This window comes from Helicobacter sp. 12S02232-10 (genome assembly GCF_002272895.1).
Taxonomy (GTDB): Bacteria; Campylobacterota; Campylobacteria; order Campylobacterales; family Helicobacteraceae; genus Helicobacter_J.
On the sequence record NZ_MLAQ01000010.1, the window covers coordinates 67,485 to 85,949 of the forward strand.

Sequence of the window (18,465 nt, forward strand, 5' to 3'; positions counted from 1 at the left end):
GCTTTTTATGGCTAAAATGAAAAGCTTCCCCCGATTTTTAAATTCAAGTATTTTGGAATTTTATAACCTTTTGCCTCTCCGAGTTTAGTCCCGCTTTGAAGCGCAATATCAAATAACCCCAATACGTTGATTCCTCCAGTAAGAATAAGCCCATCGTTCTGACGTATATCCATCATTGCCCCTGCACGCAAATCAAAATATTTTAAATCAAACTTCACCCCACCTCCAAGCATCTGACTTTTTTGTTTTTCATAATTAAAATTTAACAATTCATTCGGAAGAATATCTGCATCAAAAGCGACTGTAAAGTAACGTTCATTATAGGCAATTCCAACCCGATATTGAGGCTTAACCACAATATTCCCAGAAGTATATTTGAATGTCGGAGAATTGATATTTTTTGCCACGACTCCAAAAGTCAAATAACGAAATTTAGGGAGGTCAATTTCATACATCATTCCCAAATCAATTCCAAATGTACTTGAAAGCTGATAATTTCCTCCCCCGCTAAATTTTTTTAATTCATTGGATAAATTGATATGATCGCTCAAATAAACATCTTGCTTGGCATTAATGCCATTCATATATTTTGCAGCGATTCCAAGATTTAAATTAGAGTTTTTAAAATAAAATGTTTTGGCATAACCGATGGGTATCTCAGATAAAACGAATGAAGAAGCAACGATTTTATGAGCATCACCTTGTTGCAAGGCATAAACAATAGAATGTTGCTCATAATCAGTTTGTGTCGTCGCTTGAGGAGTATAGCCTCCAGAGACATTTGAAACAAGTTTATAATAATTCCCTCCATTTTCAACAATCAATCCCATACGATTAGGATCAGCATTTAAAGAAATGCTTGAATACATTGACCCAAAAAACCCCAAAGCAATCGAACCAAATTCCTCTCTGATTACGGAAGAAGAAAGCTGAAAAACAATCCCGTTTTGGCTAGTAATGCTAAGATTATTATCCTTAAGCACATCTTGAAGTGTCTCCATATCTTTAGGAGAAGAAGCGATATTCGCAAGATTGAGATTGGCAAGCTTGTCAATATTTTTTTGACGGTATTCCACTCCGATACTATAACCAAATTTTGTTTTATTATCAGCACTCAAAAGAGCTGGATTATAATACAAGCCATAAGGAGATGCTTTTAGTGCAACTCCTGCACCCCCCATACCTGCAGAAACATTCCCAATCCCTCCAAACTCCAAAGCCTCCAAATTCAAAACAGACAAGATACCCGCAACGAAGAAAATCTTTTTCATTCCGCATTCCTTAAAAACCGAATTTGAAGAAAATATACCGACTATTTTGCGACCAAAACCGGAATTGGGGAAGAATTGATAAAACTATTTTGATGAGAATTAAAAATTCGATGCAACAAAGAAGATTCACTAGCCCCAATAACAAGTAAATCGTATTTATCTGCAATCTCTAAAACAACATCAATCGGATTCCCTGTTTTGAGAATTTTTTGGCAGGTAATACCATCTTTTTGAAAAGTTTTTTCAAACTCATCTAAAATCTCATTGGATTTTTCTTTTTCCATATTTTCAATCGTTCCATAATCGACAATCCCACTTTCAGCATAAACCAATACTTCAGGGGTTACGTGCAAAAGCGTGAGTTCAACGCCCTCTTGGTGCCCAAATAGATTGATGATTGTTTTGATCGCTCTTCTGCATTCTTCAGTATCGCTCACACCAAACAATAACTTTGTCATTTCTACTCCTTTCACTCATTGATAATGCAATTTATTGTATCAGAAAATTCCATAACATAAGGTAAGATCCTAATATCTCCTTGTATCAAAGACACCCCCTCACCCATTAAAGCAACGCAGTTACTACTACTAATGACATCAATCGCACCAGACCCGTACTTTCCTCCATTATGAGCAATAAATTCCCCATTATCATATCTACCCAAAACCATATTTACCCGCCCGCTTTTAAGCTTCAAAGGATTTTTAAGTTGGGCATAAAAAGGTTGGGGATAAAATGCGTTAGCTTTTCTCAAACGCTCCAAAGCAGGGATCACAATCATATTTAAATTCAATATGCCACTAAGTGGATTTCCTGGAAGTGCAAATATTGCACATTTTCCTAAAGTTGCAAGCATAATCGGACGACCAGGCTTAAGATTAATCCCGTGATAAACCACTTTTGCCCCGCACTCACATAAAGATCTCTCAAGCAAATCAGCTTCTCCTACACTAGCCCCCCCACTTGTAATGATGACATCATAATCTACAAACGTTTTAATCGCCTCTAAATGCTCCCTTAACGAATCTTTGAAAATTCCCAAATATTGCACCTGATGCCCATAAGAAGACAACAAGGCCATAATGCCTGCTGCATTGATATTATAAATTTGATGGTCACTGGCATTTTGACCTGGCTCAATGATCTCATCGCCTGTAGAATAAATCCCTATTTTCAGCTTTCGATAAACACTCACTTTTGAAATCCCTTGGGAAGCAATTAAAGCAATCAAGCCGTGAGTGAGTTTATCCCCCTTTTTTGCAATCAAACTGCCTAAAGATTTTTCCTCTCCTTTAAAACGCACATTCGCACCCGCCTTAAAAGAATTCCCAAAAGTTACGAATTCTCCATCAATTTCTTCAACATCCTCAAAGGGAATGACCAAATCAGCACCCTTTGGCATCATACCCCCAGTCATTATCTTAACGCAAGTTCCTTCTAAAACTTCTAAATTTTTTATATCCTCTCCAGCTAAGATTGTAGAAACAACCCGAATTTTTTTTCCCAAATCAGAACTTTTGAGCGCATAGCCATCCATCGCAGAATTATCAAATGCAGGCAAGGGTCTATTACAGACTAAATCAATCGCCAAAATTTCCCCGAAAGCTTCATAAATGCTTTTTTCTGTTGTCTCTAAATCAGGAATCGCCAAAGCATAATTAAGATTTTGAGCCTCTTGAAATGAAATTATGGGCATTTTTTTCCTTTAAAATAATCTGTGCAATGCCAAAAAAGCCGCATTCAATTCGTTTTTAAAACGAACCATTATAGCTGGAATGACTAGAATGATTACCACAAATGCAATGGCAATTTTCACAGGAAAACCGATCGCTAAAAGATTGAATTGTGGGTGTGTTTTCATAATCATACCAAAAATAATATCGCTCAAAAGAATCAGACCTAAAATCGGAAATGCCATCGCAAAACCGACAAGAAACATATTGGCATAAGCCTTGATCAAATAAGCGATGATATCGCCCCGCAATACAAATCCTCCTAAAGGAATGCTTGAGAGAGTATGGGCGACAAATAAAAATACAAAATGATGAAAATTCACGCTCAAAGCCAAAACAATCGCAAGCATTGCAATCACTTGCCCCACAATGGATTTTTGTGCGCCTGAAATAGGATCATAAGCACTCGCCATCGTAAGCCCCATCGAAAAACTAATGCTATCTGTCGCAAAAGCAATTGCACTAAAAACAACTTGCAAAAAAAGCGAGGCAAGAAACCCCAACAACAACTCCATAGCCCCAGCAAGAAGAAATTCCTCCAACGTAAAGTTAAAAGAAGTATGAGGGATTAAAGGAAAAAACAACAAGGTCATAAAAAAACTCAAAGCCCCTCGAACCGAAACGGGCACAAGTTGGTTATCAAAAAACGGAAAAAATGCAAAAATGCCTGAAAATCGCAATAACAAAAGGAGAAAAAAACCGACATTCCCATCTGTAAGACTGCTCAAAAACTCCATTAAACAAAATCCCTAAAAATAGCACCTATATCCACCCCATTGATAATGCTTTGAGAACATTTTTTAAAGATATTCTCCGCTCCATCAATAAGTTCAGCACTTGAAATCCCGTGAGTTATGGAAATTTTAGCTTCCAAAAATGCGCTGAGCTGATCACAAATTTTTAAAAATTCCCCATAAACAGGATCATATTGATTGCAATTGTAGTTTTTTATCAATTCCTCTCCACTTGTTGCAACTCTTGTAAAACACTCTACTTTGTAGCGATTGCCAAATTCGTTTTGCGTAAAATAAATAATATCATCGGCTATATTGGGAGGAACAATTGAAAGAATTTTATTTTTCACTGCCTTTTCCTCAATTTTTTTAATATGCTCATCAAGCCCGATAACACTGCGTTTAATCGGAGAAATAATATCACGCGTGAGGATTTCAGGAAGATCGTGAAAAAGCCCACATAAAAAATGATTGATGCGCATTTTTTCGCAAGCACCTATATCCAAACTCAAAAAATAAGCACTGATTGCCACGCATAAGGTATGCCCCAAAACGCTTGTAGCAGGAACTCTTGGCGTTTGACTCCAACGTTTTTGAAAACGCAGTTGTCCAAACATCGTTACAAGCTCAGAGACATTTTTAAACATCACAATTTTTTGAATCCCACGAAGATGATAATGTTCTTCAACCTCATCATCAATGATTTTTTTGATATTTTTGACATCATACATATGTGGGTTAAAATGATAAATGATATCAAACTCCCACTTAGAAGCATAATAATGAGCGGCACGTAAAATCTGGATTTCAACAGAGGAGTGGGAAGTTCGCAAATAATCCTGCATTTCCTCAAAAAATTCATATTCCTCAAGGTCTTTTTTAAGTTCGTGCATCACATAACGCGCCAATTCTGCTTGATGGTGTTTTTGAAGTTCGTGAAAAACAGGGGGTTTAATATCAGTAAGAACCACGCGAGCAAAAAACTCAAAGCAAAAATATTTGATCAAACTTTCCCAATCAATGCAAATGCCTCGCTCTTGCTCCTCATATCGAGCCAACAAATAAGCAATGACCATCTTATGAGCCTGCTTATCAAGCTCTACAAACTCAACCGGACAAGCCTGATCATTCCAACGGCGTATAGAAGCAGCCACAAACAAGCGACGCAAAAGAGAAGATTTTAATCTTGGTTTTGAAAGCCCCATCTGAGCTGCCTCCATCTTGTATTTTTACGAGATTTTACCACAATAAGATTCACACCAAGACCGAAGCAATCAAAAGCCTGTCTTAAAAATTATAGCTTACATATACCGTGACTGATCTTCCAGGTGCTGGCTGTCTGCCAACAGGACTTGTGCCGATACCTCGAAAATAATATTTCATATTAAAAATATTATTCATTGATAAACTGCCCGTAATACTTTGGCGTCCTTGTGTCCAAAGAGTTCGACTGACTTGAGCATTCCATACCCAATACCAAGGAAGCTTGCCAGCATTTCCAGTAGAATTTTCATCTTTTGTATTTAAAATATCGCTATATGCAGGGCTATAATAATAGCTAGAAATCCCCATACTTGTTTTTCCTAAGCTATAAAGCGCATCAAATACAAACTGATGCGGAGACACATAAGGAAGCATTTTGCCTTTGATATCTATACCTGTTTTAGTTTTCTTATCATTAGCTGCTTTAGCATCGGTAAAAGTATAAGCTGCGTGCAATGTCAGATTTTCAATCGGAGAATAATAAAGTTCAAGTTCCAAACCTTGAGAAATCGCTGAAATAGGTTCAGTAGCAAATTTTCCAATTTTATAATTATCAGCAAAAATTGCAAAATAGTTGGCATTGATACTGATAGCGTCATTAAAAAAGTATCGCCCTCCTCCCTCAAGCGTTTGGAAAGTAGTCACGTAATTTGTTTCTGTCCCATCTATATCGCCTGTTTGAGGCGGTATAAAACTTCTTTGATAATTAGCATAAAGGAGTAAATCTTTTATAGGCTTAAAACCGATATTAATAGCAGGATTGAATTGGTTATCTAGACGATGGTTTGTTCCTGCTCCTTTGCCCGTTGCGTATTGACCTGTTTTGGTATAATTGAGCAACTCATAGCGCAAACCTGGAGCAATGGTAAAAATACCATCAAAAAAGCTTAATTCATCACTCAAATACAAAGCCGTATAATTATTATGGAGAACATAAGGAGTAGGATCGGCAACACTGCCATCGCTTAAAGTCTTTTTATAACCGTGACCATAAATATCTTCAGTCAAAAATCTCCCGCCCAAAATGATATTTTGCTTCACGCTCCCCCCAATCATCAGGTTAAGCTTTGGTTCAATGCCATTAACGACAAAACGGCGAATATTATCAGTAATCCAAGTGACACCTTTATCATAGCCTAGAGAAATTTTATTGTAATTGCTATCAATCGTAAAATTTCTAGTCATATCGTGAGTAAAATAAGTCAGCGTAAAATTTCCCCCGATTTTATCGACATCTCCAAAATAATTAGTATAAACCACGCCAAATCGCTTTGCAACTCCATCATCGCTGTTATTAGGACGCTTATTTTGAAATCTGTCTGCAATGTAATCTGCTGTGCTTAAAGATCCTGGATCTTTAGCAAAATAACTATAATATTGATAATACATTTTGACATTATTTTCAGGATTGATTTTATAAATCGCATCAAGCATATAATTTTGAACGCTTGTATTGCTATTCTCTCGGAAACTTTGCCCCCCAACATAGTTTGCTTGAGCTTGCACACCAAAATGCTCATTAATCATTCCCCCAGTTTTAAGATAAGTGTCATAAAGCATATTATTGGCTACAGGCTCTCCATTCTTTCTAAAAAATCCTCCCGTATCCTTACCCCAAAAAGTAATTCTTTCAGCAACCTGATTTTCCCATTCTGCAGGGATTTCTTTCGTGATGATATTAATAACACCCCCAAAAGTATTGGGACCATATTGGACACTCGCTCCACCCTTAATCACATCAATCCGATCGACTGCTTGAAAAGTCACGGGAAAAATAGCCAATTCCAAATTGGAATAAGGACCTCCATAAATAGGAATCCCATCTAAAAGAATAAGACCTGTATTGCTATGACCATTCCCAGCCCCTCCAAATCCTCTAAAACTGATTTTTGGCAATAGCCCTGTCCCGCTATAATCTCTCACTTGTATCCCACTAATGTTTTGAAGTGCTTCATCAATGCTTTGGTTAGCAGTTTCTTTCAATTGTTTATTTGAAATCACTGTTCTTGAACCCATAAAATCCTTCACTTCCTCTGAACGCCAACTTTCAACTTCCGTTCTTTTTGCTGATGCTTCAACCTTTTGGAGGGTATAGTCTTGAGTTTCTTGGGCTTCCAAGAAAAAAGCCAAACCGCAAATCATCATTATTGCCTTTTTTTTCATTACATATCCTTTTAATAATAAATTTAATAGCTATTTCTATTAATATAAGTTTTTTTTAAGCCCGATAAAAATCAAAAATCCATATTCAGACTGATCCAAAACCTCCTTCCCTCTTGAACAACGTTATAACGATTCACGATAATATCGTGACCTTTATCTTCTTTGACATAAGTGTAGTCTTGAAAGTTTTTATCAAACAAATTGTAGATTCCAAAACTCCCGCGAAGATTTTTAGTTATCTGATAGCTTGCTACCAAATCAAAAACCGCATAAGGGTTATAATGCCCAATAGTCGCTTTAATCTCACTCCCTTTGGCGCCATTAATTACTGAACTAGTAGGTAAGATGGCTCGGGAAGATTTATAATTCCCCATCAAATAAATATCAAAGTTTTTATACTCATAATTGAGCTTGGCATAAACTTGATGTTTTGGCGTATCTACAAGCGGGGAATTTTTAAATTCTCCTTTGGTATAACGACTGTTTAAAAATGTATAAGAAGCCTGCAAAGAAAATCCATAAAAAGCCTGTGTATTCAAATAAACCTCAATCCCCTGTACATAAGCTTCATCTTGGTTGGCTTGCATATTGCAATACTGATAAGATGCATCAGAATTGAAAGGAACACAAGCTGGATTATCTGCGGGATGAACGACTGTTTTGGCAATCTTATCTCTAAAATCATTGAAAAAATACGTTACGCTCGCATCGCCCAAACTCTGTAGGTCAAACACGGCTGAAAGTTCATAATTAATACTATGTTCAGGCTTGAGATTAGGATTACCAATATAGGGAAATTTTCCTTGTGCCCCATAGCCGTTGGTTCCATTTACAAGATCGTTGATATAAGGTGCCTTATAGCCTGTGGAAATCCCTCCTTTAATCGTGATAAAATCAATAAAAGAAGGAGTATAAGCAACATACACTCTAGGTGAAAAATTTGACTTATACGTTTGGTTATAATCATAACGCAAACCCAAAGTAATTGAGAGTGATGTCAAAGGATCCCACTCATCCTCTACAAATAAAGCACCCGTATTTTGAGAAAATACTGAAGGATCGACTAGCAAATCACGCATCCACTGAAACCAATAACGCCCCCCAAGAGTCAAATTATTGCTATACCAATCGCTTCCCAAAGCCGAAACAAGTTTCGTATCAACGATGATATCCCGCCCTTCAAGCCCACGATTGTCATAATTTTTTACAGCCCCAGGTTTATGCCCAATAACACGCCCTTTATTAGCTGTATCATTGTATTGCAAAGAGGTTTCCCACTGCCCAAAATCATAACTTCCCTGATGAGCTAAGATAAAATTCGCCCGCGTGTTGATATAATCTTTGCGCGCACTCAATTCCCCTCCTAATTGTTGTTGTGAATTATCATAATCATCATAAAAATACTGGACATCTGCATAAGTATAATTTTTATCATCAACCTGCCACGCTAATCTTGCACCAATATCATAAATATTGGCTTTTGTGGGAAGTCCAACATAAACAGGAGTAGCAGGCGTTCGGATCAATGTCTTGCCATCTTTCTCATAAGGCACAGCCGTATCCCAAGGGGTTCTAAAATACTCTCTAGTGCGAAGTGAAAAAGCCAATTTATTTTCCACAATAGGCATACTCAAATACATATCTTGAGAATACTGCGCACCAAATTTTTCCATATGTTGATTTTGCACGCTTGATATCTGTGCAGCCCCTTCAAAGCGACTCATATTAGGCTTTTTAAGAATCACATTGACAATACCGCCGATTGCATCGCTTCCATAAAGCGTACTCATCGGTCCGCGAATCACTTCTATTCTGTCAATAGAAGTAAGCGGGGGGATAAAGCTTGAAAAAGTCTCTGACCAACCGACATTATCAGTTGCTATATTTCCACCTGCATCTTGTCTGTGTCCATCCATCATAATTAAAGTATAGTTTGCAGGCATTCCTCTGATACTGACATTAAGCCCTCCTGTCTTTCCCATTTCAGTATCGATATCCACACCTGGTACGCCATTGACTGCACCAGCAGCATCAAAAACCTGCTTTTGTCTGAGCCACTTGCCACCAATCACGGATATGCTTGCGGGAGCATCACGCAAACTCTGTTCAAATCCACTTGCAGAAACAACAGATTTTTCTAAAATATAAGTATTTGGTTTGTCCTCTTGAGCAAGTATTAATACTGGTAATAATAACCATAATTTTCTAGACATTAAAAAAATCCTTAAAAAAATTGTAATATTTTCGTAATACTATGGTAACAATTCTTATAACTAAATTAAAATGTGGAGAAAATATGAAAAAAGTGTAAAAAATTGAAGAGGGGTGAAAGGAATCTACTTCCTTATGATATAAGGCACACCTTTCACGCCTGCTTGAGAAAGTTCTCTACCAATTTTGATGATTTCAGCCGTATCGGCATTTTTATTTGCTTGGTAAGATTTTTCAAACACAGAATGCAATAAAGCCACTTTGTCTTTTTGAGATTTTTTGCTTTTAAGTGCTTCATAAAAACTCGCTGTTTTCTTTATAGAATCCATTCCAAGCGCTCCCACAACAAGTATTTGCACATTCGAATTTTGCAACGTTGCATCAAGTTTTTGAATTTCTTGATCGCAATAAGGGCAATTTGGATCAACTACCATATAAGTTATCTTTGAACCATTTTTTCCATTAAGTTTTAAAACATAAGTCTTGTCATATTTTTTAAATATATTTAAAACCTGTTTATCCGTAATGGTCTTGTTATGTTTGGTCGAATCTTCATAAGCTTTTTTAAGGGCATTTTTAAACTTATCATCATCAGATATTAAAAGATCAGAAATCCCGATAACAGTTTTTCCATCATCACTTGCAAAAACTGGGACCCGTAATCCATTGGGTTGCTCTAAAGAAATAATTTGAATGCCCTTGATATCTGTAGGCTTGGAATCAACAACTTTTACATCAATTCCCTCATTATTTTTAATCATCTTCTCCAATGCAACGTTGCTGCCAAAAAGTATCGAAACGCTAAGAGGGAATCCCCCTAAAAGTAAAAAAAATCTTTTCATCCTTATCCTTCTTTATGATTTTAGTGCAATGATATTAAAATTTTGTAATTATTGAGTCGTCTTTTTTATGCGGAGGTACCCCTGTTCTTTTAAAAGCTCTACAATTTCTTTAAAAATAGGGGCAGCCGTCTGACTCCCATAATAATCCTCACTCCCGTGCGACCCAAAAGCCACCACGCCGATGGTATAGGTATTCTGATCATCTTTGGCAAAGCCAAAAAATGAACCGTTGTAAAGACTATCATATTTTCCTTCTTTAGCAATTCGAGCAGTCCCAGTTTTCCCTCCGACAATCACGCCATCAACTTTAGCAGATCGCCCCGTACCTGATGTAACGACCTTTATCAGAGTATCTTGCATTTTTTGAGAAGTGAGCGGGGCTAGCACGCGTTTTCTTGCAGGTAGCTTAGGGATATAAATATCCCCATTAGGCGCAGTGAGGTTTTGCGTGAGATGAGGTGTTACCAAATAACCCCCGTTTGAAAAAACACTATAAGCGCGCAAAAGTTGCATAAATGTCGTTCGCAATCCATACCCGTAAGAAGCACTTGCCTTATAAATTTCTCCACTCAAAAGCCTCACACTTGGAAGTAAGCCATTTTTTTCATAGGGCAAATCAATCCCAGTAAGCTCTGAAAGTCCAAACTTTTTCAGTCCATCATAAAACTCTTTGCCACTCAAACGCTGAGTAAGCTTAATCATTCCAACGTTACTTGATCGAATGATGACATCTTCGATAACGGGATTTTTAGTCGGGATTGAATCGTCCCTGATGATGTATTTTCCAAGTCTATAATAGCCATTATTTAAATCAATGCTTTGCATTGGATTAATCAGATTTTTATCCAACAAAATCGAATAAACGATCGGCTTTATTGTGCTTCCAGGTTCAAAAGAAACTTCAATCGCATCGACATTCAAATAAGGATAATCTGACTTCTTGATATTTTTGGGATCAAAACGATTGGTCGTAGCCAAAGATAAGATTTCTCCAGTCTTGGGGTTAATGATCCCCACTACAATTTCATCGGATTTATATTTCTTTTTCGCCGCGTCCAAAATTTCTTCAATTTTTTTCTGCAATTTCAAAGGAATGCTCAATGCCACATCAAAGCCATCTTGTCTTGGTTTAAACTTGGAATCCTTATTTTGAATGATATTAAACCCAATATCTCGTTTGCCCTCAAGTTTCCCATCTTGTTTTGGCGAAAGGATGGCATCGCGATACTTTTCAACCCCTTTTACCCCTTCAGTGATTGTAATCCTACCTGTCTCGATCTTTTTTGTATAGCCGATAACAGGTTCTAGAATCGTCCCATAGGCATAAATCCTGCTGACTCCGCTCACTTCAATGCCAATCCCCATTTTCTGTACAACTCTGCCATTTTTGTCCTCATATTCTCTAAAGACATCATAGGCCAAAAGTTTTGAATTGAGTTGTCTGAGATTAGCAGCAGTATTGGGGCTAATCGTGTATGAGATCACGATATAGCCTTTTTGAGAAATTTTTTCAAGAATGACTTCTTTGGAAATATTGCTATAGATAGAAAATAAATTCACAAAAAGTTGTTTTTTATCTGGATCAATGGATTCAGTATTTACACTGACCTTATAAAGCTTTTTACTCGCAGTCAAATTAAAGCCATCTTGGCTATAGATAGATCCTCTGACAGCAACATCAGTTTTAGAAACAACTAAAGTCGGAATTTTTCTAGGGATAATGATTTTAGTATAAACAATAGAGGCAAATATGATAAAGCACAAAAACAAAATGACAAATACGAAAAGTATTTTTTCTGATTTCTTGGGCGCCTCATCCATTCAAATTTTTAGATTTGTGTTCTTAAGATCTCTTTATAGGCACTAATAGCTTTGTTCCGGACTTCAAGCATTAATTTCATACTTGTCTCAGCCTTGCCTATAGCAATAGCAGCTTGATGGAGATCTTTAACCTGTCCGGTTGCCATATCTGCCAAAGCTTTATCAGAACTCTCTTGAGCAAGGTTAAGTTCATCAATGGATTTTTTAAGGATTTCGGAAAATTCCCCTTTTTCTCCCTCCGCTTTTACATTTGAAACCGAAGAAGTGCCTGATAAAGGCTTGGTGAGTCCGATATCATTTTTGATATTTTCCATATTCAATTCCTTAAAAATTACCTATCAAGCCTGCAACATCGAAATAGCATTACCTGCCATATTCTTTGCACTCTGAAAGGCCGCCACATTTGCTTGATAAGCCCTAGTTGCCTCAATCAAATCCGCCATTTCCACAACGGGATTTACATTGGGATAAGCCACATACCCTTCAGCATTTGCATCTGGATGGCTCGGATCGTATTTCATCAAAGGCTGCCTGTCATCTCGAACAATTTTATCAACATACACGCTCATTATAGCAGGTTTTGGCAACTTTCCAAAATCTCCTTCATCAAGAGGATCTTCATATGCAGCAAGATGGTTTTCTTTGGCAAGCTTTTCATTCAAAACCTTATTAAAATCAAATGCCTTAAACACAACCTCCTGTCGTCTGTAAGGTCCGCCCTCGTCGGTTCTAGTTGTGTTGGCATTGGCAATATTTGAAGAGATGACATTCACTCGAAATCGTTGTGCAGACAATCCATAGCCACTGATATCAAAACTGGATAAAAAAGCCATCATTTCCTCCTAAATCTTATAAATTCTTACCTGAATCAATCGCGTATGCGAAAATTCCCTTATGCTTTTTAAGCGCGGTTGTGAGTGCTTGATACATCACGCTGTTTTTTCCCATTTCGCTTGTCTCTACATCTAAATCAACGCTATTGCCATCATTTCTAGCCAAATGCCCATCTCTAAAAAACATTGATGCTTGATTTTCATCAAAATTTTTCCCCTTAAGATGCATTGGGGAAGTTTGCGCCATTTTCAATTCAAGATCAGGCTTATCTTCAAAAATTTCAGCCTTTTCCTTAGCTAGATAGGATTCAAAATCAACATCCCTCGGGCGATAAAAAGGTGTATCGACATTAGCGATATTGCTTGAGATCATATCTTGTCTGATCGAACGATAATCCAAAGCCTGATAAACAAGCGGGTAAGCTTTGGAAGATTCAAAATATGGAGGAAGCATTTTAGGGAACTCCAATTCAATAGCGATATATTTTTGATTTAAAACAAGCAATTTTTATTCCAATATCTGCCAAAGGGAATTAAGAAGTTTTTGGTAAAATTATAGGATAATTTCACAATAACGCTTAAAATTGAGGTTTAATGGCTGACACACGATTATTTCTATATACTGCAGTGTTGATCACAATCGGGGTGATTATGAGCTACTCACTCTCTGCCTACACGATCATCATCTACAATTACAGCGAATTTCATTTCCTTGCTCGCCAACTTTTTTCGGCTATCATCGGCATTTTATTGATGTGGATACTTTCTCAAGTCGATCCAGATAAAGGATTTAAAAAAATCGGCTTTGCCCTTTTTCTCTTCGGACTCGGATTGATGATCATTATGCCATTTTTGCCCGAAAGCATTGCAAGCAGTGCTGGAGGTGCAAAAAGATGGATTCGATTACCTGGCTTTTCGCTCGCCCCATCAGAATTTTTTAAGCTCGGATTTATATTTTTCCTCGCTTGGAGTTTCTCAAGAAAATTTGCCTTTGAGAGCAAACGCACAATTAAAGAAGAATTTTTAATCATTCTGCCTTATTTAGCAGTATTTGTTGTGGTTGTATTGCTGATAGCAGTTATGCAAAACGACTTAGGGCAAGTCGTGCTTTTAGCAATCACTTTGGGGCTTATGCTCATTTTTGCAGGAGGTAGCCTGCAACTTTTTGGCATTCTTTTCTTTGGAGTCATTGGGCTTGGAACACTCACCATCATCACCAGCTCGCATAGAATTTTGCGCGTCAAGCTGTGGTGGGCAAACGCTCAAGATTCTATCCTTGCCCTATTGCCCCATAATATCGCCGATTATATTCGCGTGGAAAATCTGCCTGAACCCTATCAAATCCATCACGCCACCAATGCAATTTATAATGGCGGATTTTTTGGTCAAGGGCTTGGAGAGGGATTGATTAAATTAGGATTTTTAAGCGAGGTGCATACTGATATGGTATTGGCAGGTATCACTGAAGAATTGGGCTTTATTGGATTGTTTGTGTGTATCGGATTGTTTTGTATCATCATTTATCGCATCTTTAAAATCGCCAATCGACTCAAAAATCAATCTTATTCTTTATTTTGCATTGGAGTAGCGCTTTTAGTAGGATTTTCTTTTATCATTAATTCATTTGGTGTCAGTGGTATCACGCCCATTAAAGGAATTGCAGTGCCATTTTTGACCTATGGAGGCAGTTCGCTGATTGCTAACTGCATTGCCATCGGTCTTGTGTTGTGCCTCTCAAAACAATCAAAAATCTAGAGTTTTAAAATCTATAAAATCGCTTTTAAAGGGGCATCATAATCAGGTTCATTTGTGATTTCTGCACAAATTTCTTTATATACGATTTTTCCATTCGGATCGATCACAAAAACTGCGCGTGTAAGCAAGCCCTCAAGCGGACCACTTTCCAATAAAACGCCATAATTTTGACCAAACTCTTTTTTTCTAAAATCACTCAGCGTGCTTAGATTCTCAATCCCTTCTGTGGAGCAAAACCGACCTTGAGCAAAAGGAAGATCCAAAGAGATTACATAAACGTTTGCATTACAAAGAGCAGCTGCCTTTTGGTTAAACTTTCGGGTTTGAGTAGCACACACGCCTGTATCCAAACTTGGAACGACATTGATAATTTGGTATTTTCCTTGCGCACCACCAATTTTAACGATGCTCAAATCTTTTCCAACAAGCTCTACTACAGGAGCGTTATCGCCGACATTGAGTTCTTTTCCGCTGATTTTTACCGGATTATTTTTAAATTTTACTTGCATTATATTTCCTTTAGAATATTGGAGTTACACTCTTCTCTCTAAATGTTTTTGAGAAGATTCATTTTAACCAAAATTTAATTAAATATCTGCAACCATATCCCCAATGAATTTTGCAAAAATCTTGCCAAAATTCAAATCACACCCAAAGGCGTCTTTGATGATAAAAAAATCTTACCTGCTAGATACTTCCGTCATTCTTGATGACGTTCAAAACATCCCCCATCTTTATCAAAATGGTCAAAATCGACTTTTTATCAGCGACACAGTCATAGAAGAATTGGACAAAAAAAAGGATCTTCAAAACGAAACCGGCTATTTTGCTCGTGAGTTCTTTCGTTGTATCAATAGTGATGAACCGATCAAAATCCATCGCAAAACCAGAAAAATAGAAGGAGATTTTTTCAAAGAAGTGATTTTTTCCAAAAACCCTCACCATATCCCCATCACACTCATTTATCGCCAAAAATACAAAATCGCAGGTCTTGATCACGGGCTTAATGATGCCAAAATCGCCGAAATTGCCAATGATTACGGCTTTATCCTCCTAAGCAATGATATTTCTTTAAAAATACGCTCTTTAGCAAAAGGGATTGCTGCGCAATCACTCTATCGTGACCGCGTTGAAAATCCCAATGATATTGATTTTTGGCATTATTTTAATCTACATAAAGACAAAGATTTCAACTCTTTAAATGCAAATAAAGATTTTTTAAAACTCAAAGATTGGAGTCTGATTGAAATCAATGAGCAGGATAACACAGAAAGTTCCTTGTATTTTACGGGTAAAAAGCATTTTGGTATCAAGCTTGATGGAAAATTTGAAGAATTCAAGCTTGATGAAATTCTTGAAGAAAGCGATCCATATATCAAACCCATCAATTTAGAACAAAAAATGCTTTATGCAATGCTCATTCACCCTAAAAATCGCGTTACTATCGCAACAGGTGCAACCGGAAGTGGCAAAACACTCATCGCCCTCCAAGCAGGTATCTATCTGGTCAAAAAAGGCATAGTCGATGGCATTATCTATATGCGCAATACCGTTACAGCCACTGACAAAGAATCTGAACTCGGTTTTCGCAAAGGCGATGAAGCTCAAAAATTAAGTTATTTTATGTATCCCCTCTACAGCGCGATCAATTTCACCATTGACAGGCTTCAAGAACAATCTTTAGCAAAAAAAATCGAATACAGGGGCGATGTCAATACCATCGAAAAAAGAGATGCGACCGAATATTTTTTGCAAAAACACCATATTGAAATCGTCGATATTGCTCACGCACGCGGTATCACTATAGGAAAAAAATTTGTTATTTTTGATGAAGTGCAAAACGCTTCAAATGCTACGGTTAAACTGATTGGAACGCGCATTGGTGAAAAAAGCAGAGTATTATTTTTAGGGGATTGGGCGCAAATTGACCACCCCTATTTGACTAAATTCCGAAATGGTGCAGTCAGTCTTTTGCAAAAAGCCCTCCAAGATGATATTCTTGCAGGCATTCAGTTGAGACAGACTATACGCAGTGACATTGCAGCTTATTTTGGAGAAAAGTTTTAGCGGACAATAAATGATTAATTCGTGCTTAAAATAACCAATAAAATTTTGCTTTCTAAAAATCAACTCTATTCTAAAAAATTCAAAACATTCTTTAGAGATTATCGACTTAAATTTTTCAAAATATTGTAGAAGGCGATATTAAAAGATCAAGCTTTCAAAAGCTTAACATTTTTATTTCAAAATAGCCATAAAAATAACGAAAAAATTAAATTTTACAGATTGAATCTGATTTTAAAATCTTAAAAAATAGGAAATGAAGATAGAAGATAATAAAATAATACATCCGACAATAGCAAAATAAAAATTAGAATATTAACCCAAAATATTTTGCTTTTGCAACATTTATTCGACTCTCTTCCATTAAGACTAATTTTTTCAACAAATTTAAAAAGATAATAAAGAATATTGATTACAAAAAAACCAATCAAGATCATAACAAATACAAGTTTATAAATACTGGCCTTATCAATATTAGTTAAGACAGAAGTAGAAAAAGTAAAGCTACCAACAAAAGCTAAAATGATAGAAGCAAATATCCCTAAAATTGCAACATATTGAGTTTGTTGGTTTTTTAGATTATTTTCGATAGTTTTATATTGATCTTGTTGGTTTTTTAGATTATTTTCGACAATTCTATATTGAGTTTGTAGGGTCTTAAGATTTTCTTCTTCTTCTGATAAAGACTTTTTTAAATTTAAAATCTTTTCTTCGTAATATTCAAGACGATAAACTTCAAGATTAATATGATCTTGAAGTTTATAAAACTGATTCCAACAGAATTTTGAGTCTTTACTTTGCTTGAGTTGATCGGCAATAATGCTAAGATTTTCAGAAATTTTAGCAAGAGTTTCATTTCTTTCTTCATCTGTTGTATCTTTTAAAATATAAGCAGTTATCGCAGAATAAGAATGCCTAAATTTATCAGAAGCATATATGTTCTTGATAGTATCTACTGCCTCATAAAAATATTCTTTAGAGTCAAACTCTTTTTTTGAAAGATTTTTTAAAAATTCTATAAGTTTTTTATTATCTTCCATTGCCTAAAGCTTCTTTTTCAATCAAGAAATCAGGAATCGTATTTTTATCACCTGCCCCATCTTTGAATGTCGCTACCCAAGCACCATTTGGGTGATGACTTTTTTGAACCAACTCCCAAGCAGGTAGCTTTATAGATTTTTCAATTGTTTGATTGATGATTGATTGCTCCTCATCTGATAAATCCAATTGAGAATCTTCTTCGGGCAAAAACATTTTGTTACTACCAAAAATCCTATATTTATAATAGACTTCTTCAAGCACAGGACCATATTGCCAAGCCTTAAATTCATCAGTAATAAGTTTTTTTCTAGTTTCTTTTAAAAAATCCAACTGAACAAAATACATAATTTTCTGAAGCTGTAGATTACTGATAGGTTTTTCTAGTTCAATGCACTTATTAATAATATATTTTGCAACTTTTAATGCTTCCATTATTGCAGCTCCTTAACATAAAATTGCAATCAGTTTTTATTATATAACAAAAACCATTAATAAGCTAAAATTCCTTATTTACATTCCTATCCTTAATTGGAGGAATAATCACATAATTTTTCCTATAGAGCTTTATTCCTTCTTGCTCTCCCCAAACCAAATCACCAATACTCCCCAACATTAGAATAAAAATCATCACTACCTTGAATTGCTCTTCCAATATCATAAAAAAACATTCCAATCCAGACATTAAACTCTAAAACTGATTTGATTGTATCTTTTAACATCACACTATCCTTTAT

The 18,465-nt window shown here is 36.3% G+C and carries 17 protein-coding genes; 2 read left to right on the forward strand and 15 right to left on the reverse strand.

Features of this window, described 5'->3' with window-relative positions; genetic code table 11:
- Positions 1-11: 11 nt before the first annotated feature.
- From traF to flgB, 12 genes are all read right to left on the reverse strand, one after another.
- Complete coding sequence (gene traF, locus BKH41_RS08125) at positions 12-1,271, reverse strand: conjugal transfer protein TraF (protein WP_095298853.1); 1,260 nt, start codon at positions 1,269-1,271, stop codon at positions 12-14.
- Between the two features lie 41 nt (positions 1,272-1,312).
- The gene (locus tag BKH41_RS08130) at positions 1,313-1,729 is read right to left on the reverse strand and encodes a universal stress protein (protein WP_095298855.1); all 417 of its coding nucleotides are present in this window, start codon (positions 1,727-1,729) and stop codon (positions 1,313-1,315) included.
- 11 nt (positions 1,730-1,740) lie between these two features.
- Positions 1,741-2,967, reverse strand: coding sequence for a molybdopterin molybdotransferase MoeA (locus BKH41_RS08135; protein WP_095298857.1), 1,227 nt, complete (start codon positions 2,965-2,967; stop codon positions 1,741-1,743).
- A gap of 9 nt (positions 2,968-2,976) precedes the next feature.
- Positions 2,977-3,741, reverse strand: coding sequence for a flagellar biosynthetic protein FliR (gene fliR, locus BKH41_RS08140; RefSeq protein WP_095298859.1), 765 nt, complete (start codon positions 3,739-3,741; stop codon positions 2,977-2,979).
- Positions 3,741-4,943: an HD domain-containing protein gene (locus BKH41_RS08145; protein ID WP_095298861.1), complete on the reverse strand. Its 1,203-nt coding sequence runs from the start codon at positions 4,941-4,943 to the stop codon at positions 3,741-3,743. The genes fliR and BKH41_RS08145 overlap by 1 nt, the downstream gene beginning before the upstream one ends.
- Positions 4,944-5,025: 82 nt before the next feature.
- Positions 5,026-7,164: a TonB-dependent receptor gene (locus BKH41_RS08150; protein WP_095298863.1), complete on the reverse strand. Its 2,139-nt coding sequence runs from the start codon at positions 7,162-7,164 to the stop codon at positions 5,026-5,028.
- 71 nt (positions 7,165-7,235) lie between these two features.
- A complete protein-coding gene (locus BKH41_RS08155; protein ID WP_095298864.1) occupies positions 7,236-9,377 on the reverse strand; it encodes a TonB-dependent receptor in 2,142 nt (713 codons plus the stop codon).
- A 123-nt stretch (positions 9,378-9,500) separates the two neighbouring features.
- Positions 9,501-10,217 carry a hypothetical protein gene (locus BKH41_RS08160; RefSeq protein ID WP_095298866.1) on the reverse strand — a complete coding sequence of 239 codons (717 nt, stop codon included), beginning with the start codon at positions 10,215-10,217 and terminating at the stop codon, positions 9,501-9,503.
- Between the two features lie 48 nt (positions 10,218-10,265).
- On the reverse strand, positions 10,266-12,038 hold the full coding sequence (locus BKH41_RS08165) for a penicillin-binding protein 2 (protein WP_095298869.1): 1,773 nt from the start codon (positions 12,036-12,038) through the stop codon (positions 10,266-10,268).
- A gap of 8 nt (positions 12,039-12,046) precedes the next feature.
- The gene (gene fliE, locus BKH41_RS08170; RefSeq protein WP_095298871.1) at positions 12,047-12,352 is read right to left on the reverse strand and encodes a flagellar hook-basal body complex protein FliE; all 306 of its coding nucleotides are present in this window, start codon (positions 12,350-12,352) and stop codon (positions 12,047-12,049) included.
- A gap of 24 nt (positions 12,353-12,376) precedes the next feature.
- On the reverse strand, positions 12,377-12,871 hold the full coding sequence (gene flgC / locus BKH41_RS08175) for a flagellar basal body rod protein FlgC (RefSeq protein ID WP_180762787.1): 495 nt from the start codon (positions 12,869-12,871) through the stop codon (positions 12,377-12,379).
- Between the two features lie 16 nt (positions 12,872-12,887).
- Positions 12,888-13,325, reverse strand: coding sequence for a flagellar basal body rod protein FlgB (gene flgB, locus BKH41_RS08180; protein WP_095298891.1), 438 nt, complete (start codon positions 13,323-13,325; stop codon positions 12,888-12,890).
- A 140-nt stretch (positions 13,326-13,465) separates the two neighbouring features.
- On the opposite strand from flgB, the gene BKH41_RS08185 reads away from it, so the two are divergent.
- A complete protein-coding gene (locus tag BKH41_RS08185; protein ID WP_095298875.1) occupies positions 13,466-14,626 on the forward strand; it encodes a putative peptidoglycan glycosyltransferase FtsW in 1,161 nt (386 codons plus the stop codon).
- 11 nt (positions 14,627-14,637) lie between these two features.
- Here BKH41_RS08185 and tpx read toward each other — a convergent pair whose 3' ends face one another.
- The gene (gene tpx / locus BKH41_RS08190) at positions 14,638-15,138 is read right to left on the reverse strand and encodes a thiol peroxidase (protein ID WP_343286859.1); all 501 of its coding nucleotides are present in this window, start codon (positions 15,136-15,138) and stop codon (positions 14,638-14,640) included.
- Positions 15,139-15,292: 154 nt separating this feature from the next.
- Here tpx and BKH41_RS08195 point away from each other — a divergent pair, with 154 nt between their 5' ends.
- Positions 15,293-16,693: a PhoH family protein gene (locus BKH41_RS08195; RefSeq protein ID WP_095298879.1), complete on the forward strand. Its 1,401-nt coding sequence runs from the start codon at positions 15,293-15,295 to the stop codon at positions 16,691-16,693.
- A gap of 239 nt (positions 16,694-16,932) precedes the next feature.
- Here BKH41_RS08195 and BKH41_RS08200 read toward each other — a convergent pair whose 3' ends face one another.
- Both BKH41_RS08200 and BKH41_RS08205 read right to left on the reverse strand, forming a co-directional pair.
- Complete coding sequence (locus tag BKH41_RS08200) at positions 16,933-17,730, reverse strand: hypothetical protein (protein WP_095298881.1); 798 nt, start codon at positions 17,728-17,730, stop codon at positions 16,933-16,935.
- The gene (locus BKH41_RS08205; protein ID WP_095298883.1) at positions 17,720-18,163 is read right to left on the reverse strand and encodes a type II toxin-antitoxin system antitoxin SocA domain-containing protein; all 444 of its coding nucleotides are present in this window, start codon (positions 18,161-18,163) and stop codon (positions 17,720-17,722) included. Before BKH41_RS08205 ends, BKH41_RS08200 begins: the two co-directional genes overlap by 11 nt.
- Between the last annotated feature and the right edge of the window lie 302 nt (positions 18,164-18,465).